23 protein-coding genes are annotated in these 22,624 nt (G+C 66.0%); 11 read left to right on the plus strand and 12 right to left on the minus strand.

Features of this window, described 5'->3' with window-relative positions:
* Positions 1-62: 62 nt before the first annotated feature.
* Positions 63-2,066 (plus strand): methyl-accepting chemotaxis protein, encoded by a 2,004-nt coding sequence (locus tag ABNQ40_RS24515; RefSeq protein WP_391347582.1) that lies wholly within the window; start codon positions 63-65, stop codon positions 2,064-2,066.
* 244 nt (positions 2,067-2,310) lie between these two features.
* Positions 2,311-2,550 carry a hypothetical protein gene (locus ABNQ40_RS24520; protein ID WP_109047686.1) on the plus strand — a complete coding sequence of 80 codons (240 nt, stop codon included), beginning with the start codon at positions 2,311-2,313 and terminating at the stop codon, positions 2,548-2,550.
* 24 nt (positions 2,551-2,574) lie between these two features.
* Here ABNQ40_RS24520 and ABNQ40_RS24525 read toward each other — a convergent pair whose 3' ends face one another.
* The 7 genes from ABNQ40_RS24525 to ABNQ40_RS24555 form a co-directional block, all read right to left on the minus strand.
* Positions 2,575-2,865: a DUF2934 domain-containing protein gene (locus ABNQ40_RS24525; protein WP_109047685.1), complete on the minus strand. Its 291-nt coding sequence runs from the start codon at positions 2,863-2,865 to the stop codon at positions 2,575-2,577.
* A gap of 94 nt (positions 2,866-2,959) precedes the next feature.
* Positions 2,960-3,967: an endolytic transglycosylase MltG gene (mltG, locus tag ABNQ40_RS24530; protein ID WP_109047684.1), complete on the minus strand. Its 1,008-nt coding sequence runs from the start codon at positions 3,965-3,967 to the stop codon at positions 2,960-2,962.
* Positions 3,968-4,016: 49 nt separating this feature from the next.
* A complete protein-coding gene (gene fabF, locus ABNQ40_RS24535; RefSeq protein WP_109047683.1) occupies positions 4,017-5,279 on the minus strand; it encodes a beta-ketoacyl-ACP synthase II in 1,263 nt (420 codons plus the stop codon).
* 127 nt (positions 5,280-5,406) lie between these two features.
* Positions 5,407-5,646 carry an acyl carrier protein gene (locus ABNQ40_RS24540; protein WP_014247969.1) on the minus strand — a complete coding sequence of 80 codons (240 nt, stop codon included), beginning with the start codon at positions 5,644-5,646 and terminating at the stop codon, positions 5,407-5,409.
* Positions 5,647-5,834: 188 nt separating this feature from the next.
* Positions 5,835-6,572 carry a 3-oxoacyl-[acyl-carrier-protein] reductase gene (gene fabG, locus ABNQ40_RS24545; RefSeq protein WP_109047682.1) on the minus strand — a complete coding sequence of 246 codons (738 nt, stop codon included), beginning with the start codon at positions 6,570-6,572 and terminating at the stop codon, positions 5,835-5,837.
* Positions 6,573-6,613: 41 nt separating this feature from the next.
* Positions 6,614-7,555: an ACP S-malonyltransferase gene (gene fabD, locus ABNQ40_RS24550; protein ID WP_109047681.1), complete on the minus strand. Its 942-nt coding sequence runs from the start codon at positions 7,553-7,555 to the stop codon at positions 6,614-6,616.
* A gap of 257 nt (positions 7,556-7,812) precedes the next feature.
* Positions 7,813-8,799 carry an acyltransferase gene (locus ABNQ40_RS24555; RefSeq protein ID WP_109047680.1) on the minus strand — a complete coding sequence of 329 codons (987 nt, stop codon included), beginning with the start codon at positions 8,797-8,799 and terminating at the stop codon, positions 7,813-7,815.
* A 426-nt stretch (positions 8,800-9,225) separates the two neighbouring features.
* Here ABNQ40_RS24555 and rpsF point away from each other — a divergent pair, with 426 nt between their 5' ends.
* The 9 genes from rpsF to ABNQ40_RS24600 all read left to right on the plus strand — a co-directional run bounded on the left by rpsF (position 9,226) and on the right by ABNQ40_RS24600 (position 16,621).
* The gene (gene rpsF, locus ABNQ40_RS24560) at positions 9,226-9,666 is read left to right on the plus strand and encodes a 30S ribosomal protein S6 (protein ID WP_109047679.1); all 441 of its coding nucleotides are present in this window, start codon (positions 9,226-9,228) and stop codon (positions 9,664-9,666) included.
* A complete protein-coding gene (gene rpsR, locus ABNQ40_RS24565; protein ID WP_012974291.1) occupies positions 9,667-9,936 on the plus strand; it encodes a 30S ribosomal protein S18 in 270 nt (89 codons plus the stop codon).
* A gap of 49 nt (positions 9,937-9,985) precedes the next feature.
* Entirely contained in the window at positions 9,986-10,945 is a 960-nt protein-coding gene (locus ABNQ40_RS24570) for a DUF2232 domain-containing protein (RefSeq protein ID WP_109047678.1), read from the plus strand.
* Positions 10,945-11,508 (plus strand): 50S ribosomal protein L9, encoded by a 564-nt coding sequence (rplI, locus tag ABNQ40_RS24575; RefSeq protein ID WP_109047677.1) that lies wholly within the window; start codon positions 10,945-10,947, stop codon positions 11,506-11,508. The genes ABNQ40_RS24570 and rplI overlap by 1 nt, the downstream gene beginning before the upstream one ends.
* Positions 11,509-11,762: 254 nt before the next feature.
* Positions 11,763-13,031, plus strand: a complete 1,269-nt coding sequence (locus ABNQ40_RS24580; protein ID WP_247879523.1) for a cyclopropane-fatty-acyl-phospholipid synthase family protein — start codon at positions 11,763-11,765, stop codon at positions 13,029-13,031.
* 325 nt (positions 13,032-13,356) lie between these two features.
* Positions 13,357-14,580 carry an NADP-dependent isocitrate dehydrogenase gene (locus tag ABNQ40_RS24585; protein ID WP_109047676.1) on the plus strand — a complete coding sequence of 408 codons (1,224 nt, stop codon included), beginning with the start codon at positions 13,357-13,359 and terminating at the stop codon, positions 14,578-14,580.
* Positions 14,581-14,726: 146 nt separating this feature from the next.
* The gene (locus ABNQ40_RS24590; protein WP_109047675.1) at positions 14,727-15,107 is read left to right on the plus strand and encodes an oxidoreductase; all 381 of its coding nucleotides are present in this window, start codon (positions 14,727-14,729) and stop codon (positions 15,105-15,107) included.
* Between the two features lie 110 nt (positions 15,108-15,217).
* A complete protein-coding gene (locus tag ABNQ40_RS24595) occupies positions 15,218-16,174 on the plus strand; it encodes an SPFH domain-containing protein (protein ID WP_109047674.1) in 957 nt (318 codons plus the stop codon).
* A gap of 3 nt (positions 16,175-16,177) precedes the next feature.
* On the plus strand, positions 16,178-16,621 hold the full coding sequence (locus ABNQ40_RS24600; protein WP_109047673.1) for an NfeD family protein: 444 nt from the start codon (positions 16,178-16,180) through the stop codon (positions 16,619-16,621).
* A 99-nt stretch (positions 16,622-16,720) separates the two neighbouring features.
* Here ABNQ40_RS24600 and ABNQ40_RS24605 read toward each other — a convergent pair whose 3' ends face one another.
* The 5 genes from ABNQ40_RS24605 to ABNQ40_RS24625 form a co-directional block, all read right to left on the minus strand.
* Positions 16,721-17,089: a GcrA family cell cycle regulator gene (locus ABNQ40_RS24605; protein WP_109047672.1), complete on the minus strand. Its 369-nt coding sequence runs from the start codon at positions 17,087-17,089 to the stop codon at positions 16,721-16,723.
* 174 nt (positions 17,090-17,263) lie between these two features.
* On the minus strand, positions 17,264-18,064 hold the full coding sequence (locus ABNQ40_RS24610) for an anti-sigma factor (RefSeq protein ID WP_109047671.1): 801 nt from the start codon (positions 18,062-18,064) through the stop codon (positions 17,264-17,266).
* Positions 18,064-18,615 carry an RNA polymerase sigma factor gene (locus ABNQ40_RS24615; RefSeq protein WP_109047670.1) on the minus strand — a complete coding sequence of 184 codons (552 nt, stop codon included), beginning with the start codon at positions 18,613-18,615 and terminating at the stop codon, positions 18,064-18,066. The genes ABNQ40_RS24610 and ABNQ40_RS24615 overlap by 1 nt, the downstream gene beginning before the upstream one ends.
* Positions 18,616-18,657: 42 nt before the next feature.
* Complete coding sequence (locus tag ABNQ40_RS24620; RefSeq protein WP_109047669.1) at positions 18,658-20,103, minus strand: NADP-dependent isocitrate dehydrogenase; 1,446 nt, start codon at positions 20,101-20,103, stop codon at positions 18,658-18,660.
* 141 nt (positions 20,104-20,244) lie between these two features.
* Complete coding sequence (locus tag ABNQ40_RS24625) at positions 20,245-22,374, minus strand: multicopper oxidase family protein (protein WP_109047668.1); 2,130 nt, start codon at positions 22,372-22,374, stop codon at positions 20,245-20,247.
* Positions 22,375-22,624 lie beyond the last annotated feature (250 nt).

A 22,624-nucleotide genomic window follows, 5' to 3' on the forward strand; every position in this document is an offset into this window, starting at 1 on the left:
CGTCCGCCCATCGCTCAACCCGGCGCCGCCCTCGGGGCAGCCTTGATCGGACCTCCACCGGCATGTCCATCGCCACCCGCATCGCCCTGGGCTTCGCCGCCGTCCTGCTGCTGACGCTCGCCGTCGCCGTCGTCGGCTGGAGCGGGCTGAACACCTACGCCTCGCGGGTGGAGATCGCCGCCCAGACCGCCCGTCTGGACACGCTGCTGTACAGCGCCCGGCAGGAGGAGTCGCGCTACCTGCTGGACGTCGATCCCTCCGCCAGCCGGCGGGTGCGGCAGCTGACCGACCAGTTGAGGACGGAGGCCGAGGCGCTGCTGGCCCTGCCCGATCATGCAGTCCCCCCGGAGGCGTTGCGCGAGGCGCTGGAGAAGCTGGCGGCCTACCGCAAGTCCTTCGACGAGGTGGTCGGGCTGGAGGTCGACCGTTTCGCCAGCCTGGCGAAGCTGCGCAAGCAGACCGCCGCCCTGCTGGTGATCGCGCAGACACTGACGCACGAGCAGTCGGCGCGCTATGCCGACGCGCTGGCGCGGGTGAAGGCCGATCCCGGCGACCGTGCGGCGGTGACGGCGCTGGAATCCTCGGCGCTGCTGGTCTCCATCGCCGGGCGGCTGATCCAGGACACCCGCGGCGCGCTGCTGGACGTGCAGCAGTTCCTGATCGACCATGGCGGTTCCGGCCGCAACTCCCTCAGTGCCAGCATCGACCGGCTGCTGGCGGTCGTCGGCGATGTCCGCAAGGCGGCCAACGACGGGGAAGCGCTGCGCGAGTCGGAGAAGCTGACCGCCTCCATCATGGGGGTGGAGACGGAGTTCCTGCTGGTGGCCGACATCGTCGCACGGCGCAACGCCGCGCGGGACGCCATGCGCGACGCCGCCAGAACCGTCAACGATCAGGTGACGCAGCTGGTGGCCGCCCAGACGGCCGAGCGCGAGGCCGGACGGTCGCGCGCGGTCATGCTGTTGTGGAGCGGGGCGCTCGGCGCGCTGGCCGCCGGCACGATCCTGTCCATCCTGATCGCCCGTAGCCTGACCGGCCCCATCGCCGCCACCACCGCGGCGGTCCAGCGCCTGTCGGACGGCGATCTGACGGTGGCGGTGCCCAACACCGGCCGGCAGGACGAGCTGGGCTCCATCGGCCGTGCCCTCGCCACCGTCATCCAGGTGCTGCACGGACTGCATGGTGAGATGCACAGGCTGTCCGGCAAGCCGGTGGAATCGCTTGAGACGGTCGGGACGCGGCAGGCACCGGACTTCCATGGGGCCTATGGCGAGATGGTGGACCTGCTGCAGGAAACCGGCACGGCCTTCCGCACCATCGGCGAGCAGGCGACCCAGGTCGCCGTCGCCGCCGGGCAGGCCAGCACCGCCATCGCCCATGTGTCGGACGGTGCATCGGAACAGACCGACGATCTGGATCAGGTGGCGACGGCGGTCGGGCAATCGGCCCGCGCCATCGCCCATGTCACCGACAGCACACGCGATGCGTCCGACATGGTGAAGGATGCCGCCGGCTTCGCCGATGGCGGGCGGCAGGACATGGCGCGGCTGCTGCGCGTCTCGCAGACCATCGCCGACAACAGCCGCCGCATCGGCCGCATCACCGAGGCCATCACCCAGATCGCGGTGAAGACCAACATCCTGTCGGTCAACGCCTCCATCGAAGCCGCCCGCGCCGGCGAACAGGGCAAGGGCTTCGAAGTGGTCGCCGAGGAGGTCGGCAAGCTCGCCGACAACGCCGTCGAAAGCGCCCGCCAGATCGCCGAGATCATCGAAGCGGCCGCCGCACTGGCCGAAGAGGGCAAGACCGTCACCGAACAGGCACGGCGCCGGATGGACGGTCTGGCCGAACGGGTCGACCGCATCGACAGCGCTTTCCAGTCGGTCGCGGTCGCCATGGAGGAACAGCAGGCCTCCGTCCGCGAGATCGAGCGGTCGGTCGAGAGCGTGCGCACCGTCGCCTCCAAGAATGCCGCCGCGTCGGAGGAGATTGCCGCGACGATGGTGCATCTCTCCCGCCTCGCCGATGAAACGCGCCGTCAGGTGTCGCGCTTCCAGGCCGGCTGACGCTTGGCCCTTGCCGAAGTTCTGAACAGGAAGCGAGACCCGGAAGCGTTTCCGGTGCTGCATGCTGCTGCGCAGGACCACCAGCTGCAGTCTCTGAAGTGGTAATTCTTAATCCCATCCCGGATTATATGGCATTTAAAGTTCTTTTAACCCTATTCCACGCCTAATCGGTTTGCGGGAACGCTCGATCCCGAGAAGACGCTCTACCGAACATTAGACCCACACGACACCAAGGGAGTTCCCCATGCCCGCACAGAAGGTCGCCGATGAAGTCCGCCTGGCCAGCCGCATCCACGCGCGCCTGCTGGACGCCTTCATCGATTTGACGGAGCGGGAACTGGCCGGGCTGGCTCCGGGCTTCGCCGAGGAAAGCCTTACGGAGGCGCTGGAGGCTCTGCGCGCCGCCCGCAAGTCCTACGGCACGACCGCCGGGGTGATGGTCATTTCCAACCTGCAACTGCCGCAGGCTTCGAACGCCGCCTGACCCCGGAAGCCATCCTGCGACCGATCAGGCGGTGACCGCCTTGCGGGTCCGCGGCTTGCGCGTCTTCGGGGGCTCGGCAGGCGCGGCTTCCGCTTCGGCGGGCTTCACCACACTGCGCGGCTTGGCGTTGGTGGTCTTGCGCGGAGCCTTCACCACGGCGACGACCGGCGCATGATCGGGAACGGCAACCGCTTCGGCCAGGACCGCGCGTTCGGCCTGGACCCAATGGTCGGCATCGCGGCCGTGGGGACAGCCCTCTTCCAGCCAGATCGCATAGGCGCGATCACGGATGCGCTGTTCGACATCCACGCTCATTACATCTCCCCGGGGAATGGTGGTCAGTTTCGCTGCGATGCAAAGACTGCCGAATTCCTAAAATGCGCGCAACCAAGCGGATCGTTATCGGCCGTCAATCCGATGACGTTTCGCCATGCTCCGGCTGCCGGCCTTGCTGGACCTCGCGCCATTTGGTGACGTTGCGGTTGTGGTCCGCCAGCGACTTGGCGAAGACATGGCCACCGCTGCCGTCGGCGACGAAATACAGGAACTCGTGCCGTTCGGGCTTCATCACCGCCTGGATCGAGGCCTTGCCCGGATTGGCGATCGGCCCCGGCGGCAGCCCGGTGGCGACATAGGTGTTGTAGGGCGACTCGAACTTCCAGTCGTTGCGGGTCAGGGCCCGCCCCAGCTCGCCGCTGCCATCGGTCAGCGCATAGATCACCGTCGGATCGGACTGCAGCTTCATGCCGGCTTCCAACCGGTTGACGAAAACCCCCGCCACCCGCGGCCGCTCAGCCGCGATGCCGGTCTCCTTCTCGACGATGGAGGCGAGTGTCAACGCCTGCTGCGGCGTTTCGAACGGCAAATTCTGGTCGCGGTTCTTCCAGGCCTCGGCAAGCGCCTGGGTCATCGCCGTCTGCATCCGCTCGATCAGAGCGGCGCGATTGTCGCCATAGGCGAAGTGGTAGGTCTCCGGCAGAAGGGAGCCTTCCTTCGGCGGCTTGGGCAGATCGCCGGTCAGTCCGGTTTCCCGTGCGAGCAGTGCGACCACCTGGGCGGAGGTCAGCCCCTCCGGCACGGTGAAGCGACGCACGACGGTACGGCCCTGGCGCATCTGCTCCAGAACGCCTTCGATGCTGATTCCCGCGGGGAACTGGTATTCGCCGGCCTTCAATTCACGGAAGGTGCCGGACAGCTTGGCCGCGGCGGCGAAAACCAGCGGCGACCCGATCACGCCGGAGTCGCCCAGCGTGATGGCAATGGCCTCCAGCCCGCTGCCACGCGGGATGACGACCGTTTCGGATTGCTCCAACGGTCCAGGGGCCGAATAGCGCTGGTAGCCCCAGACGCCGATTCCGCCCGCCGCACCGACAGCGAGGACCAGCGTCCCCGCAAAAATCCGGAGACCCCAGCCCATCGCTCACCTCTTGAAGACTGCAAACCGCAACGCGGGTGCGGCGCTTCGTTTACGCAAATTCCTTGAACACCAGCGAGGCATTGGTGCCGCCGAACCCGAAGGAGTTCGACAGCGCGGCGCGAACGCGGCGCTCCTGCGCCACCTTGGGCACCAGATTGACGCCCATGCAGCTCTCGGACGGATTTTCGAGATTCAGCGTGGGCGGCACGATGCCGTGGTTGATCGCCTTGATCGAGTAGATCGCCTCGACCGCACCGGCGGCCCCCAGCAGGTGGCCGATGGCCGACTTGGTGGAGGACATCGCCAGATTGTCCATGGCGTCGCCGAACAGGCGCTTCACCGCCCCCAGTTCGATCTCGTCGCCGAGCGGCGTCGAGGTGCCATGGGCGTTGACGTAATCGATATCGGACGGGTTCAGCCCGGCGCGCTTCAACGCGGCCTTCATGGCGCGGAAACCGCCATTGCCGTCTTCCGCCGGAGCGGAGATGTGGTGCGCGTCGCCGGACATGCCATAACCGACAACTTCGGCATAGATGGTGGCGCCGCGCTTCTTGGCGTGCTCCAGCTCCTCCAGCACGACCACACCGGCACCCTCGCCGATGACGAAGCCATCGCGCTCCCTGTCATAGGGGCGCGACGCCTTTTCGGGCGTGTCGTTGAAGCTGGTGGACAGCGCGCGCATGGCGGCGAAGCCGCCGACACCGAGACGGCTGACCGCCGCCTCCGTACCGCCGGCGACCATGATGTCGGCATCGTCCCACATGATCAGACGGGCAGCGTCGCCGATGGCGTGCGCGCCGGTCGAGCAGGCGGTGACGACCGCATGGTTGGGGCCCTTGAAGCCGTGCTGGATCGAAATATGGCCGGAGGCCAGATTGATCAGGCAGGCCGGGATGAAGAAGGGCGACAGGCGGCGCGGACCCTTTTCGTGCAGGGTGACGGCGCCGTCGGCGATGCCCGGAAGGCCGCCGATGCCCGAACCGACCATGACGCCGGTCCGCTCGCGCTCTTCATCTGTCTGGGGAACCCAACCCGAATCCTTGATTGCTTCCTGCGCCGCGGCGATGGCGAAGATGATGAAGTCATCCATCTTCCGCTGGTCCTTCGGCGGAATGAAGGTGTCGGCGTTGAACTCGCCCTCACCGTTTCCGCGCGGGACCTGCCCGGCGACTTTGGAGGCCAGGTCCGAAGCGTCGAACCCCGTGATGCCGCGGATTCCCGACGTTGCGGAAATCAGCCGCTCCCAGTTCAGCGTGTGGCCGACGCCGAGCGGCGTGACCATACCGAGTCCGGTGACGACGACACGTCTCATGAGGCTGTTCCTTGACCTTTCCTCGAATAAACTGTCGACGATCTGGTCGTCGACGGCCAGGCCCCGCGCTGCTGGTGTTGCAAATGCGGTTTGCCTGGCCCTCGGGGGCTCAATGCCCGCGGCCCGATCAGGCGGCGGCGTTGGCCTTGATGAAGTCGATGGCGTCCTTCACCGACAGGATCTTCTCCGCGGCGTCGTCCGGGATCTCGACACCGAACTCTTCCTCGAAGGCCATGACCAGCTCGACGGTGTCGAGGCTGTCAGCGCCCAGATCGTCGATGAAGGAGGCGTTCTCCACCACCTTCGACTCCTCGACACCCAGGTGGTCCACAACGATCTTCTTCACGCGCTCGGCGATGTCGCTCATCTTTTAAGACCTTCCAATCCTTGAAACCGCTCGGGATAATCCGGTCGGAGCAACACGCGAAGAACGTGCCGTCCTGCCGCGAAAAGCCCCGTCCGATAACACATTTCAGCAGCCTTGACCAGCACCCGCGAGCGAGCCTGGTTGGCGCCGTTCTTCACACGTGGCGATGCCGCCCCGTCCGATCCTCATCAGATCATAGCCATGCCGCCGTTGATATGCAGCGTCTGGCCGGTGACGTAGGCGGCCTCCTCGCTCGCGAGGTACACGACCCCGGCGGCGATCTCGTCCGACTGGCCCATGCGGCCGGCCGGGATAGACGGGAGCAGCTTCTGCTTCTGCTCCTCGTTCAGCGCGTCGGTCATGGCCGTGGCGATGAAGCCCGGCGCGACGCAATTGACGGTGATGCTGCGCGAACCCAGTTCGGCCGCCAGCGATTTCGACATGCCGATCAGGCCGGCCTTGGAGGCGGCGTAGTTCGCCTGCCCCGCGTTGCCGGTGACGCCGACGATCGACGTGATGTTGATGATGCGGCCCCAGCGGCGCTTCATCATGCCGCGCATGGCGGCCCGCGACAGACGGAAGGCCGCCGTCAGGTTCACGTCGATGACCGACTGCCAGTCCTCGTCCTTCAGGCGCATGGCGATCTGGTCGCGGGTCAGGCCGGCATTGTTGACGAGAATGTCGATCCTGCCCAGCGCCGCCTCGGCGTCCTTGAACAGCTGTTCGGTGGCGGCGGCCTCCGACAGGTTCCCGGGCACGACGAAGGCACGCTCGCCCAGCTCGGCGGCCAGGGCCTCCAACGGGGCAACGCGGGTGCCGGACAGCGCGACGGCAGCGCCCTGGGCGTGCAGAGCACGGGCGATCGACGCGCCGATGCCGCCGGACGCGCCGGTGACGAGGGCCGACTTGCCGGTCAGGTCAAACATGGATGGCCTCATGACGCTGATTTATCAGAGTGCTGATACAATCACAGGGTTTTCAGGAACGACTCGACATCGGCCGGGGTACCGACCGACACCGCCGCCATATCCTTGTCGATGCGCTTGGTCAGCCCGGCGAGCACCTTGCCCGACCCGACCTCGACCAACCGTTCGACGCCTTGCTCCTTCATATAGAGCACGCATTCGCGCCAGCGGACCATGCCGGTCACCTGCTCGACCAGCAGGCGGCGGATGGCGTTGGGATCGGACACCGCAGAGGCGGTGACGTTGGCAACCACCGGAACCACCGGCGCGGAAATCGTGACGTTCGCCAGAGCCTCCGCCATCGCATCGGCGGCCGGCTGCATCAGCGAGCAATGGAAAGGAGCGGACACCGGCAGACGCACGGAGCGCTTCAGACCGCGTTCCGCCGCCAGCGCGATGGCACGGTCGATGGCATCGGCACTGCCGGAGATCACCACCTGCCCGACCGAATTGTCGTTGGCGATGCTGCACACTTCGCCTTGGGCCGCGTCGGCGGCGATCGACTGCGCCTGATCCAGATCGGCACCCAGCAGGGCCGCCATGGCGCCCTTGCCGACCGGAACGGCCTTCTGCATCGCCTGCCCGCGCAGTTTCAGCAGGCGCGCGGTGTCGCCCAGCGAGAAGGCACCGGCAGCGCACAGCGCCGAATACTCGCCCAGCGAATGGCCGGCAACGAAGGTGGCATGCTTGGACAGATCGACACCGCCCTCGCTCGCCAACACCCGCATCACCGCGACGCTGACCGCCATCAGGGCGGGCTGGGCGTTTTCGGTCAGGGTCAGATCGGCCTCGGGGCCCTCGACCATCAGGCGCGACAGCCGCTGGTTCAGCGCATCGTCCACCTCTTCAAAGGTGTGACGGGCGACTTCGAACGCCTCGGCGAGTTCGCGGCCCATGCCGACGGCCTGGCTGCCCTGCCCCGGAAAGACGAACGCCCTGGTCATGCTTCGGTGAAACCCTGGATGAATGCGCCCCGCCCCTGCGGCGGCACCATGGATTGGGCGACAGTCATACCCTCACTTTTGAGCAAGTCAAGCGACGCGCGATGACCAAAGCGACAATGGTGCGATAAAACGCCACGTATTGAGGCAGAAAGCCCACGAAAAACCGCCATTCCGAAGGGGTTGTTCGTGGGCTCGCACAGAGGTGCCGCTCACCGGGTCTTGCACCGTTTGCCGCAGTGCAAATCAAAGGCCTGCGGTCATGCCTTGCCCATCAGCGCCACCCTGGTCCATGGCCGGAACTGCGCCAGCATCTCCAGCACCATCGGGCCCATCAGGCCGGAAAGCAGTGCCCCCCAGAAAATCACGCCGTCCGGGGCATCCACATGGTGCAGCACAACCCGCGTGCCGGCGGCGAACAGGGCATGATGCAGGTAGATCGCATAGGAAGAGGCGCCGACGGTCCGGAAAATCCGGCTCGACGGCATGGCATGCAGCAGGGTCACCGCTCCGCCCATGCCGCACAACAGGGCAACGCTGCTGTTCCAGCCGAAGTGGGGCAGATACCCCCACAGCGATGCCTGATGAAGCGCGACACCGAGGGCAAGTGCCGCTCCGGCCGCCGCCTGCATCGTCTGCCGCGGGACCATCGCCCGGAAGCGGGTGACGCCCACCCCGAACAGGAAGTGCGGCAACAGGAAGCAGGCCTCGTTGATCGAGAAGATATTCGATTCGACATGGACCGTCAGGCAGGCCGCCACCGCTGCGGCCATTGCCAGCACGAATCCGCCCGGTCTATCCATGGCATGGAGCGCATCGAGCAGCGCCACGACGGAGAAGATCAGGAAAAGCGCCTGCAAATACCAGAAATGGGCATAGGGATAGACGTAGATCCGCCACATCGACTCGGGAACGAAACTTCCGTTCGCGCCCGGCGCATGCGTCTGCAGGAAATAGAAGATGGCGGACACCACCAGGAACGGGAAGCCCAGGCGACGAAGCTTCTTGACGAAGAAGGTCTTCAGCCGGTCGCTCCGGGCCGGGTTCAGGGCATAGACCAACCCCGAGATGAAGGTGAAGAGCGGCATACGGATCAACTCGAAGCTGTCGGTGGCGTAGCGGTAGATCGACCCCTCCGCCACCTGCATTCCGGATCCGGGAATGCCGACCACGTGATAGGCGACCAGCAGGATGCAGGCCAACCCTCTCAGTTCCACGACATGGTACGGCAACATGTTCTTGCGCATGGCTACTCCAGGCACCGGGCTGTCATGCCGCCGGCGGAGCATGCGTGGGCGATTCGACGCATAGCTCCGCCAGGAGCGGCAATCGCAACATGGCGCCTGGGGCGGTGTATTGCACTTCGGTCAAATGCGCCGGACCGTATCCCGCGCGATATCCACCCTTGCTCCACCCCTACCCAGCCCATTCCCGGGAAGCGCAGCGGTGTTCATCCCGGCAGCACTCCCGTTCATCCGGACAACACCCTATGGCCGGCATAGATTTTCCAAAAGGTGGGGAGGTTTTCCACTTGCTACCACCGCCGGCCTGTGCATACTGCGCCGCTTCATAACTCCTTGCCGCCGGTCCGCCGTCGGCTAGGCCCGGGCGGCTGATCCGATCCATGAGGGATGGGGCGCAGCGCCGGACCATGAACAGCCATGGGGAGTGCAATGGCACTTTACGAGTGCGTGCTGATCGCGCGCCAGGACATTTCGGCCGCCCAGGCCGAGCAGCTCTCTGAGCAGTTCGCCCAGATCGTTCGCGACAACGGCGGTACGATCGCCAAGAGCGAATACTGGGGTCTGAAGACCCTCACCTACAAAATCAAGAAGAACCGCAAGGGTCACTACACCCTCTTCAACATCGACGCGCCGGCCGCCGCCGTCGCCGAGATGGAGCGGAACATGAGCATCAGCGAAGACGTGCTGCGCTTCATGACCGTGCGTGTCGACGAACTCGACGCCAACCCGTCGGCGATGATGCAGAGCCGCAACGAGCGTGGTGAGCGCGGCGAGCGTGGCGATCGTGGTCCGCGTCGCTTCGACGACCGTGGCCCGCGTCCGCCGCGTCGCCAGGAAAACGTTGCCGCCGCCGAAGGGGAGTCCGCGTAAATGTCCGACAAGCAGACCACGGGCGCTCCGGCCCGCACCGGCGGCGCTCGCCGCCCGTTCTTCCGTCGCCGCAAGACCTGCCCGTTCTCGGGCGCGAACGCCCCGGCGATCGATTACAAGGACGTCAAGCTGCTGTCCCGCTTCATCTCCGAGCGCGGGAAGATCGTCCCGAGCCGCATCACCGCGGTCTCGACGAAGAAGCAGCGCGAACTGGCCCGCGCCATCAAGCGCGCCCGTTTCCTGGCCCTTCTCCCCTACGTGGTGAAGTAAGCCCGGCAACGGCCGAACTGTTTCGGTGAAGGTTCTTCAAGGGGTTTCCATGGCCTTGGGTCCGGCCGTTCCGCTGGTGGTCGCCGTCGGCGGCGGTCTGGCGAGCGCGTTCTTCTACCTGTCGGTCACGTTCGGCGGGATGGGTGCGCTGATCCTGGGCTATCTGGCCCCCCTGCCCCTGTTCCTGACGGGACTGTGGCTGGGGGCTCCGGTGGTGGCGCTGGCCGGTCTGGCCGGTGCCACCGCGGTGCTGCTGGGCACCTCCGGCAGCATGCTGGTGGCGCTGTCCTACCTGGTGACCGGGGCTGCTCCGGCAATCCTGGTGGTGCGGCAGTCGCTGTTGGCGCGCTCGCGGGAAGATGGATCCCTTGAATGGTATCCGCCCGGTCGGGTCCTGATGGGCCTGACCGGGATGGGCGTGGCGGCGCTGCTCGCCGCGGTGATCCTGACGCTCGGAGAGCCCGGTGGGCTCGAAGGGCTGATGCGGCAGACCCTGGCCCGAGTCGTCGAGCCGGCGTTCCGCTCGCAGGGCCAGCCGGCCCCGGATCCCGAGGCATTCTGGGTGGCGGCCGTCCTGCCGGGACTGGTTGCGGTCTCATGGCTTGTCATGACGATCGTCAACGCGGTGCTGGCGCAGGGGGCGCTGATGCGGTTCGGCCGCAACCGGCGTCCTGCCATGCGTCTGGCCGAGCTGGAGCTGCCGGGTTGGTTGGCGCCGCTGTTCGCGGTGTCGGTCGCTGCGGCGTCGGCCGTACCGGGAACCGTCGGGTTCCTGGCGGTCAATCTGGCCCTCATCCTGGCAATCCCGTTCGCCTTCGCCGGGCTTTCGGTGGTTCATGTATTCGCCAGCAGCAAGTCGGCGCGAACGCTGATCCTGGTTGGCTTCTACATGATGCTGTTTCTCTTCGGGTGGCCGATCCTGCTTTTGGTCGGCCTGGGCATGATCGAGCAATGGATCGGGCTGCGCCGCCGGTTTTCCCCCGCGGCCCCCGGTCAGGAGGACGAGTGATGGAAGTTATTCTGCTGGAGCGGGTCGAGAAGCTCGGCCAGATGGGCCAAGTCGTCAATGTGCGTCCCGGCTTCGCCCGCAACTATCTGCTGCCGCAGCGGAAGGCCATGCGCGCCACCAAGGCGAACCTGGCTGTCTTCGATAAGCAGAAGGCCCACCTTGAGGCCGTGAACCTGGAGCGCCGCAAGGACGCCGAGCAGGTCGCGACCAAGATGGACAAGGTGACGGTCGTCGTGATCCGTCAGGCAGCCGAGACCGGCGTCCTGTACGGCTCCGTGACCACCCGCGACGTCTCCGACGCGCTGACCGCCGCCGGCTACAAGACCGACCGCAAGCAGGTCCAGATCGACACCCCGATCAAGACCCTGGGTCTGTTCAAGCTGCGCGTCGTCCTGCACCCGGAAGTGTCGATCACGGTCACGGTCAACGTCGCCCGTTCGGCTGAAGAGGCCGAACTGCAGGCCCAGCGCGGTGGCATGATCACCGCCGCCGACCTGCGCGACGACGACGACGAGGAAGAGACCTTCGTCGAAGAGACCGCGACCGAGGAAGAGGAGGGCTGATAGCCCTTCTGCCGCGGCAGCCCCGAAGACGTCTTCGGGGTTCTCGCGGCATCGTCGCACCGCTCGTCCGGAAGCCGCCCACCCCACCTGGGGCCGGGCGGTTTTCCGCATTCAGGGCCCGGCGGAGCGGCGCCGCACATAACTCTGCGCATAGGGCAGCAATGCCCAATTGGGTAGCAGTTCTGACCGATTGACGAATTGTCGCACCCCGCCTTGCGCGCGATGCTTGGACGGCACCGCGGAAGGAGTTCGGCATGCTGCTGGTTCGCCTGCTTGCCGCCGCCAAGGGCGACGGAACCCTCAATCTTGTTACGGCCGATGGAAAGCATCATCGGATCGGCTCCGGTCCTCCACATCTGACCCTTCGCCTCCATGACCGCAGGGTCGAGCGCGACCTGCTGATCAATCCCCGCCTGCGTTTTGGCGAAGCCTATATGGACGGCCGCTTTTCGATTGAGGGCGGCACCATCTACGACCTGCTGGCGATGCTGATGAGCGGCGCCGAGGTTCAGGGTGCGCTGGGCCGGGCGTTGGAATCGCTGTCGCCATTGCTGCGCCATGTGCAGCAATACAACCCGATGCAGCGGTCACGGCAGAATGTGGAGCATCACTACAACCTGTCACGCCAGTTCTATCAGCTCTTCCTTGACCGGGACATGCAGTATTCCTGCGCCTACTTCCCCGAGCCGGGGATATCGCTGGACGAGGCGCAGGAGGCCAAGAAGCGGCACATCGCAGCCAAGCTGCTGATCGTGCCGGGCATGCGGGTGCTCGACATCGGCTGCGGCTGGGGCGGCATGGCGCTCTATCTGGCGCGGCACACCGGGGCACGGGTGACCGGCATCACCCTGTCGTCCGAACAGCTGGCGGTCGCCCGCCAGCGGGCGGAGGAGGCGGGGCTGGCCGACCGGGTCGCCTTCGAACTGCGCGACTATCGCGAATTCGCCGCCGCCCACCGGGGGGCCTTCGACCGCATCGTCTCGGTCGGCATGTTCGAGCATGTCGGCGTGCCGCATTACCACGATTACTTCTCGGCGGTACGCGAGATGCTGAACGACGAGGGCGTGGCCCTGATCCACGCCATCGGCCGGCTCGACGGGCCGGCAAGCACCAACCCCTGGATCCGCAAATACATCTTCCCCGGCGGCTATTCCCCTGCCCTGTCGGAGGTGCTGCCGGTCATCGAGCGGTCCGGCCTGTTCGCCACCGACCTGGAGGTGTTGCGCCTGCATTACGCCGAAACGCTGCGTCACTGGCGTGCCCGCTTCCTCGACCGCTGGGAGGATGCCAAGGCCCTGTACGACGAGCGGTTCTGCCGCATGTGGGAATTCTATCTGGCCGGTGCCGAACTGGCCTTCCGGCTGCAGGGGCACATGGTGTTCCAAGTCCAGGTCGCACGCTCGCTGGGGGCAGTGCCCTTGACCCGCGACTACATGCTGAATGCGGAACGCGACCTTGCCGGCACGGCGGCCAGCCTTCCGGTGGAACGGCGACCCTCACGAACGCCGGAGTCGGCGGCCTGACCGTTCCAAGCGCCGGATTTGCGGCCCCAACGCGGCATTCCGCCGTCAAAGGGCGACAATCCGGCCAACCGGTAATACCAATTGACCATCATGGCCGGGCGCAGGGCCGTGTTGCAAGCGGAATCGTGCGACATCGACGCCTGAGCCACCGCCGTGCCTTCCTTTCCGTCACGGGGCGATGCTATATAACCGCGATTGATTTCCGCCCGGGGTACCGGGGAGCCACCCATGCGGCATGCTCCCCGGCAACAAGCGCCCGCTGGACGACGCGCCCGGCTCCCAAGGAATGACAACGCCCTTACCCGTTCGGGGAGATCTCGCACCCATGACCAAGATCAAGGTAGCCAATCCGGTCGTCGAACTCGACGGCGACGAGATGACGCGCATCATCTGGCAGTTCATCAAAGACAAGCTGATCCTGCCCTACCTCGACATCGACCTGAAGTACTACGACCTCGGCATCGAGAACCGCGACAAGACCGACGACAAGGTCACCGTCGAGTCCGCGAACGCCATCAAGCAGTATGGCGTCGGCGTGAAGTGCGCGACCATCACCCCGGACGAAGCTCGGGTGAAGGAGTTCAACCTCAAGAAGATGTGGAAGTCGCCGAACGGCACCATCCGCAACATCCTGGGCGGCACCGTCTTCCGCGAGCCGATCGTCTGCGAAAACGTTCCGCGCTACGTTCCGGGCTGGACCAAGCCGATCATCATCGGCCGTCACGCCTTCGGCGACCAGTACAAGGCCACCGACTTCGTCGTCCCCGGTCCGGGCAAGATGACGATCAAGTGGGAAGCCGCCGACGGCAGCAGCCAGATCGAGCACGAGGTGTTCGACTACCCCAGCGCCGGCGTGGCGATGGGCATGTACAACCTCGACGACTCGATCGAGGGCTTCGCCCACTCCAGCCTGATGTACGGCCTTGAGCGCGGCTACTCGGTCTACCTGTCGACGAAGAACACGATCCTGAAGGCCTATGACGGCCGCTTCAAGGACATCTTCCAGAAGATCTTCGACGAGACCTACGCCGACCAGTTCAAGGCCAAGGGCCTGGTCTACGAGCATCGCCTGATCGACGACATGGTCGCTTCGGCCCTGAAGTGGGAAGGCGGTTTCGTGTGGGCCTGTAAGAACTACGACGGCGACGTCGAGTCGGACGTCGTGGCGCAGGGCTTCGGCTCGCTGGGCCTGATGACCTCGGTCCTGGTCACGCCGGACGGCAAGACCGTCGAGGCCGAGGCCGCCCATGGCACGGTGACCCGCCACTACCGCGAGCACCAGAAGGGCAAGGAAACCTCGACCAACCCGATCGCCTCGATCTATGCCTGGACCCAGGGCCTGGCGTATCGCGGCAAGTTCGACGACACCCCGGACGTGATCAAGTTCGCCCAGACGCTGGAGCGTGTCTGCGTCGAGACCGTCGAGTCCGGCTTCATGACCAAGGATCTCGCCATCCTGATCGGCCCGCAGCAGCCGTGGCTGACCACGAAGCAGTTCCTGGACAAGCTGTCGGACAACCTGGAAAAGAAGATGGCCGCCTGGTCGTAAGGCCGGCGTCGTCTTCAGCCGGCGCTTTCTTCACAGGGTGCGACGCCGCGTCCGGGTCAAACCGGACTGCGGCTCGGCTAGGGTTCGAGCGGGGAGTTTCGGCTCCCCGCTTTTTTCTTGTCCGAATTTGAAAAGGAACAAACCCGATGTCCAACGATCTGTTCCGCGTCGCCGTCATCGGTGCCGGCGAGACAGGAACGCCGCTGCTGCTCAAGCTGCTGGCCGCTCCCTTCGTCGAACTGCTGGGTGTGGCGGATCTCGATCCCAAGGCGCCGGGCATGCGCCTTGCCGAACACCGGGGCGTGAAGACCACCACCAACTTCCACGATCTGGCGGAGCTGGGTGACGGTCTGGATGTGCTGATCGATGTCACCGGTGTGCCGGCGGTGCGGGAATCGCTGCGCAAGGCAATGCAGGAGACCGGCAACCACCACACCGTGATCGTCCATGAAATGGTGGTGCAGCTGATGCTGTCGCTGTTGAACGGCGAACTGGTGCGGCTGAAGCATGACACCCAGGATTACTGAGACACGCTGTTGCGACGGGGGCGGCATTTGCAGCCTCTCCGAATTGGCTCATGATGGGGGGGTGTGAGGGCGTCTGCGAGGGTGCCCGTCCATGTCAGGAGCGGCGATTGATGGAACTCGGCATTCTGGTCATCGCGGCGTTCGTGCTGGTCGTCATTCTGGCGATCACGAGCGTCCGCACGGTCCCCCAGGGCTTCAACTTCATCGTCGAACGGCTGGGTCGCTATCAGGAGACTCTGCATCCCGGCTTCAACGTGATCTTTCCGGTCATCAGCTCGATCCGGGCCAAGGTGGACATGCGCGAGACGGTGGTGGACGTACCGTCGCAGAGCGTCATCACCAAGGACAATGCCGCGGTGACCGCCGACGGGGTGCTTTATTTCCAGGTTCTGGACCCGATGAAGGCGACCTACGAGGTCAACGACCTGCAGCGGGCGATCCAGACGCTGGCGATGACCACCACCCGGACGGTGATGGGCTCCATGGACCTCGACGAGTTGCTGAGCCAGCGCGAGGCGATCAACGCCAACCTGCTGCGTGCGGTGGATGAGGCGACCGCCTCCTGGGGTGTGCGGGTGACCCGCATCGAGTTGCGCGACATCACGCCGCCCGACGACATCGTTCAGGCGATGGGCCGGCAGTTGAAGGCCGAACGCCTTCGCCGCGCCCAGATTCTGGAAGCGGACGCCGAGAAGGAAAGCCAGATCCGCATCGCCCAGGGCAAGCTGGAAGCCGCCAAGCTGGAGGCAGAGGCGCGCGAACGGCTGGCGGAGGCCGAAGCCAAGGCGACGCGGCTGGTGTCGGAAGCGGTGGCGCAGGGTTCGAACCAGGCGCTGGGCTATTTCCTCGGTCAGAAATACATGGAGGCGCTGAAGGCCTTCGCCGCCTCTCCCAACCAGAAGACGATGATCCTGCCGGTGGAACTGGCCGGTGTGGCGGGTGCCCTCTCGGGTCTGGGCGAGTTGCTGCGCGAAGCGACCCCGCCGAGACCGCCGGAGCCTCCCGCCGCCGCCAAGCGCAATCCCTGGTCGGTGCCGCCGACCGCATCCGCTGCGGATGGGGAGTGACGGATGTCGCCTCTGCTTTGGGGAGCGCTGGGCGCTGTGCTGATCGCGGCCGAGCTGGTGATCCCCGGCCTGTTCCTGATCTGGTTCGGCGGGGCGGCGATGCTGACCGGGCTGGTCACCGCGCTCTGGCATGACTGGGGGCTGGTCAACGAGGCCGGATTCTTCACAATCGCCGCCGGGGCTGCCGTTGCCGTCGCGATGGTCCATGCGCGCCGCCGCAATGCGTCGTCGGAAAGCGATGCCGCCCGGATCAACGACCGCGCCGGTCAGCTGGTCGGCCGTGCGGTGACACTGAGCGAGCCGATCATCAACGGACAGGGGCGAGTGTTCGTCGGCGACACGCTGTGGTCGGTCGAAGGACCGGATCGGCCGGCCGGGGCGGCGATGCTGGTCGCCGGCCATAAGGGGATGGTTCTGATGCTGCGCGATGCGGCGGAGGTCCGATAGGGCTCCTTCCCGCGCAACCAGCCGGCCCACAAATCATTCAACAAAAAGCCCGTCTCTCCCCCGAGAGCGGGCTTTTTTGTTGGGTATCTTGCCAAACTGTCAGGCGGCGCCGACGTTGCGGTCTTCTTCACGCTTCTTGCTGCCCGACGCCGGCTGATAGGCCAGAGCGGCGTGCTCCGCGCAATAGGGCATGCCCGGCAGGGCGGTCTTTCCGCAGAAGTGGAAATCCTGGTGCTTGGGGTCGCCGACCGGCCATTTGCACATCCGCTCCGTCAGAGCGAGGATGGTGGCGCCGCGGGTCGGCTTCTTCTTGATTGGCGACGGCCGGCCCGACAAGCCCAGGCGATGGGCCTTGCCGATGACCGCGTTGCGGGTGATGTCTCCCAGAATGTCGGCGATCTCGCTCGCGCTCAAACCCTGGGACCAGAGATCCTTGAGCTGTTGAATCCGCTCGTCCGTCCAACTCATCCCCGAGTACTCCCGATCCGGTGTCCGGTTATGCTGTGGCAAACAGGTCACGGTCTAGTGCCGTTTTCCATAAGCCGCAACATTTTGTGCCAGCCGGTGAGGAAGCTACCAGATGACGGCCGCGGACGATAGGGGGGCGCGGCAACATTCCTGTTGATAAGTCCGTGGGTAGACTCACGAATTCAACGCGCCATAGACCTCCTCGGCGACGCCGGACAGGGTATCCCGATCGGTCTCTCCGGCGACGGCCAGCGCCAACCCATTGTCCTGCCAGTACAAAGCGCGGACGCCACCATCCTGGGCGAACCGGAACGCTGAACCGGAGGTGTTGGGAGAGGGGCGGATATACAACGTGATGCGACGCCCGGCCGCATCCTCGTACATGTACATTGCAACAGGTCCAGCGGAATCGGCCAAAAGCCGGCCGCCGATCAGTTGGTAACCCCCTCGTGTGACTTTTGGGCAACGCATATTCTTACCCAACCGCTTGGACAGCCAGTTGACCAGATGCGCCTCCTCATCGACGCCGATCTCGACCGGATGACGGACCTCGACGGAGAAGACGCGGTGAGCGGCGACGGCATCGGCGATGAAGGCGGCGGTCGGTGGCTCGGCCCGCGCACCGATGCGGTCGCGCATCAGCCAGCCGCTGGCGCCGCCGGCGATGAACACCAGAAGGGAGGCGGCAATCGCCGTTCCCCACCAGACAGCACGGCCACGGACAGGAGCCGGCTTCTCGGAATGGTCGCGGGCGGTGAAGGGCGGGGTCAGCCGGTCGGGCAGAGGCTGCTCGATCAGCGGACCGAAGCTCTGCCCCAGCAGGGAGCGCTGGGCACGGTAGCGTTCGAAGCGCTGGGCGACCTCCGGATGGTCGGCGAGGTGGCGTTCGACAGCGGCCTGCCGTTCCTCCGGCAATTCGCCGTCCAGCCAGGCATGCAGCTCGGCTTCGGTCACGGGATTGCTGAAGCCGCTCATCACTTGATCCTCCTGACGACCTGCTGGGTTCCACCGTCCAGCAGGACCCTCAATTTTTCGCGCGCCCGGGCCAGCCGCGACATCACCGTCCCGATCGGTAACTCCAAGACCTCCGCCACCTCTCGGTAGGACAGCCCCTCCATTCCCGTCAGCAGCAGAATGGTGCGGTGTTCGTCGGTCAGCTGGGCGAAGGCGCGGACGAAGTCGCGCACCGCCCCACGGTCGGCCGGCGGGGCGCTCAGCGCCAGATCGTCGGCCAGATCCTCCACCGGCACCTCGGCCCCGCGCCGTCGCCGGCCGCGCTGGCTGGAGATGTGCAGGTTGTGCAGGATCGTCATCAGCCAGCCGCCGAGCTTCGACGGGTCCCGCAGCGCATGCCGGTTGGCCAGCGCCTTCTCCACGCAGTCCTGCACCAGATCGTCGGCGTCCGGCCGGTTGCCCACCAAAGCGGTGGCATAGCGCCGGAGCCGCGGCACATGCGCAGCGATGGCGCGGTCGTCGATGTCGGGCGGGCTCATGTCGGGTCCGGGGATGGCGTCGTCGTCAGTCATGACGCCCTGCCCTGCCGCTTTATTCCCACTCCGCCCATCGGATCACTGGCCCGGCGACGAGAAGCCGGCCTTGCCGTCGAAATTGCTGAGATTCTCGGTCTGAGTGAAGTCGATCCCAGCTGCGGCCAGCCGGCCCAGCAGCTCGACGATGGCGCCATGCTGCACCGGGCCTTGCTGCGACAGGAAGCGGCAGCGCCAATGGTCGGTGCAGAAGACATCGGCATTGCCGTCCGGCCAGACCCGCTGCGAGCGGTTGGAGATGCTGGTCAGCTTCAGTGCATCGGTCGACAGCGGCAGCACCAGCTCCGCCAGATCGTCGGGCAGGCCGCCGGACCAATGCAGGAAGATGTCCACCCCGACCAGTTCCTTCAGCGCACGCACGCGCGGTGAAAGCCGGTTGATGCCGTCATAGGCCGGCCTTGCGGTGGAATAGCCCACCGGCGGCATGGTGACCGGGGTCTGACCCAGCCGCTCCACCACCGCCTCGGCGAAGGCGGCGGTGCCGGCCCGGACACGGCCCAGCCCGCGGGCATAGATGTCGGCGGTGTGGATGCCGTCCTCGATGGTCTTCAGCCACGCATTGTGGATGCGCGCGGCGATGTCGCCCTGGCCGATATGGACCAGCATCATCACGGCGGCCATCAGCAGGCCGGAGGGGTTGGCGATGCCCTGCCCGGCGATCATCGGGGCCGAACCGTGGATCGCCTCGAACATGGCGCAGGTCTCGCCGATGTTGGCGGAACCGGCCAGCCCGACCGAGCCGGTCAGCTGGGCGGCGATGTCGGAAACGATGTCGCCGTAGAGGTTCAGGGTGACGATGACGTCGAAGCGCTCCGGCTGGTCGGCCAGCCGGGCGGCGCCGATGTCGACGATCATGTGGTCGGCCTTGATCTCCGGGTAATCGGCGGCGATCTCGTAGAAGATCTTCAGGAACAGCCCGTCCGTCATCTTCATGACGTTGTCCTTGACGAAGGCCGTCACCTTTTGCCGGTGGTTGGAGCGGGCGAAGTCGAAGGCATAGCGGACGATGCGCTCCGACCCCGGACGCGAGATCAGCTTGACCGACTGGATCACGTCGTCGGTCTGGCGATGCTCGATGCCGGCGTAGAGGTCCTCCTCGTTCTCGCGGATGATGACCACGTCCATGCGCGGGTGCCGGGTCCGCACATAGGGGTGGTAGGAGACGCAGGGGCGGACGTTGGCGAACAGGCCCAGCGTGGTGCGGGCGACGACGTTCAGCGACTTGTTGCCGTATCCCTGGGGCATGGTGATCGGCCCCTTCAGGAAGACCCGCGTGCGGCGGATCGATCCCCAGCCGGCGGCATCCAGCCCGCCGGGATGACCCCGCTTGTAGACGGCCTCGCCTGCCGGAACCTCTTCCACCTTCAGCCGCGCGCCGGCCGCATTCATCACATAAAGCACGGCATCCATGATCTCCGAGCCGATGCCGTCGCCGCGTGCGACCGTGACGGGGGTGATATCGCGCATGCACTCACTCCAAGGGGACGCGCGACCGTAGACGCAAACAGGGGCCTTTTTCAATGGTTGGAGGCAGCGGCGGATCGCAGCATCGGGGGGAGCGCACTCCCCGCTCCGGACATTGCGGAAGCGGGGAGTGCGCGCGTCCGGTCAGTGATGCGCCCCGGCGACGCCGCCGCGGCCATCGGGCACGCCGATGCTGACATTCTGCATCATGCCCTGGTCCTCATGGTCGAGGATGTGGCAGTGCAGCACATACTCGCCGATGAAGCGCTCGTAGCGGGTGCGGACCGTCACCTTGTAGACGCCCTTCGGCGGCTCGGCGGAGGTCAGCGCGCTGCTGTTGTCGCTCTTCACCCAGATGGTGTCCTTCCACACGCCCTTCATGCCGGCATAGTCCGGATCGCCGGAACCGGGTTCGCTGACGTCGCGGCCGTCCGGACCGATGACCGAGACGATCTGGAACGGGTTGACGTGGATGTGGAAGGGATGGCTGACGAAGTAGGAGGCCAGCTCCCACTGCTGGGCGGTGCCCAGCACCACCGGCCGGTTGTCCACGTTCGGCCGGTAGGCGGCCGCCCCCTTCGGGCCATAGGTGCCGTCGGGATTCTCCACCACCTCGAAGCTGTCGGCGACCTGGAACAGCGCGTTGGTGCGCTTGCCCCCTTCCGGCGGCAGGTTGATGAAGAAGGTCAGCTCCTGCTTGGGCTGGTGCATCACCTCATGCTCGGTGATCGGCCGGTGGGCGGTGAACTTCGAGAAGCGCGGGCAATAGGGGGTATCGACCATCGTCTTGGCGAAGCAGCGGGCGGTCAGCCCGTCGATGACCTCCTTGGCGACCGACGGCGCGTATTTCGTCGCGTTGACCGTCAGCCGGCGGATGGTCTCCTTCACCGGGTCCTTGACGATGCGGTCGCCCTTCACCCGGACGAAGCCGAGCACGCCGGTCGAGGTGGCGGTCTGGTCCGGGCTGGCGTTGGCGGCGGACGGCTTGTTGATGACGCAGTAGATGCCGGGTTCGGGGAAGTTGACCAGCAGGTCGTCGCGGTAGCCCGGCTGCATCGGCACGCTGGTGCGCACCTGCCCTTCCTCCATGGTCAGTCCGTCGGAGGCCGCCAGGATGTAGGGCACCGGCTGCCCGACGCAGCGTTCCTTGGCGAAGCGGTCCTGGCCGGCGGCCGACAGGGTCTTCTCGCTCTGGAAGAAGCCGGTGGGGTCGAGCTTGCGGAACTCCACCGTGATGGGGGAGCGGACGCCGCCATGGATCAGGCGCCAGCGCTCCGGTTCGCCGGTCCTGGCGTTGGCGAACATCGGACGGACGCGGCCGTTGACGGTGGTGAAGCGCCCGGACTGCTCCCAGGTGCCCGGACCGAACTGGTCGTAGGACACCACCTCGCCCACCTCGCCCGGCGCGCAGCTCCAGTCGATGGAGCCGTCGGCATTGGTCTTCAGCTTGCCGTCCTTGGTGCAGGCGTAGGGAATCTGCTCGAACAGCAGGACCCGGTCGGTCATCGCCACGCCCCTGGGGCTGGTCAGCAGGGTGTCGAGATCGCCGTTGGCCTCGCGCGTCGGCGGGCGGTCGCCGCGGATGATCAGCGCGCCGGCCATGCCGCTGCCGACCTGGAGGGCGGTGGAGCCGTGGCGGTGCGGGTGATACCAGAAGGTGCCGGCCGGATGGTCGGCCGGGATGTTGTATTCATATTCGAAATCGACGCCCGGATTGAGCGAGATCAGGACGTTGTCGCTGTTGCCGGTCGGGCTGACCCAGACGCCATGGCTGTGCAGGTTGGTGCCGTTGAAGCAGTGCGGCTTGTTGATGTCCGCCGCCGGCTGGCCGGTACAGTCCGGATCGGCCGGCAGCTCGTTGTGCAGCTTGATTCGCACCGTGTCGCCCGGCGTCGCTTCGATGGTCGGCGCGACATAGGGATGGTTGGGGTCGACGTTGGTGCCGCGGTAGCTGCGCAGCCGCACCGCGTCGGGACGGCCCTGGGCGGGGTTGCGGATATAGCCGTCGGTGAAGGACACGAACAGATCGTAATTGCGCGCCTGCCCGGCGTGCGGGCGGGCGGTCGCCTGCGGCTGGCGCATCAGGAGAGAGCCGACGCGCGGCGATTCGGAATTGGTCAGCAGCGGCGGATTGCCGAAGGCTTCGCCGGCCGGCTCCCCGACATCCTTCGTTGCGTCCTTGGCGGCGGTGGCGGCCAGCGCGCCCGTTGCGGCGCCAGTTGCGGCGCCCAGCGCCAGGGGCACCAGCAAGCCCAGCAAATATGCATGCTTCATGAAATACTCCCTCGATAACGTCATATATCGAGAGATATGATTCCTGATAATTGATCTTTGCAATGCAATCACACGCATGAACATATGTTGCCGTGCCCGCTCCCGGCCGGGCCGGAGCACCGTCGATCCGCAGGGGACGAACCGGCTGGCGCAATGCAGGGTGGCGCAGCACAATTCATCACCGCTTATTGCTTGCCTGGGCAGCAGGATTCCGGTCACTGCTGCACCGGTGATGGCGGTCCGCCGCCGT

The organism is Azospirillum sp. A23, assembly GCF_042938965.1.
GTDB classification, from domain to species: domain Bacteria; phylum Pseudomonadota; class Alphaproteobacteria; order Azospirillales; family Azospirillaceae; genus Azospirillum; species Azospirillum melinis.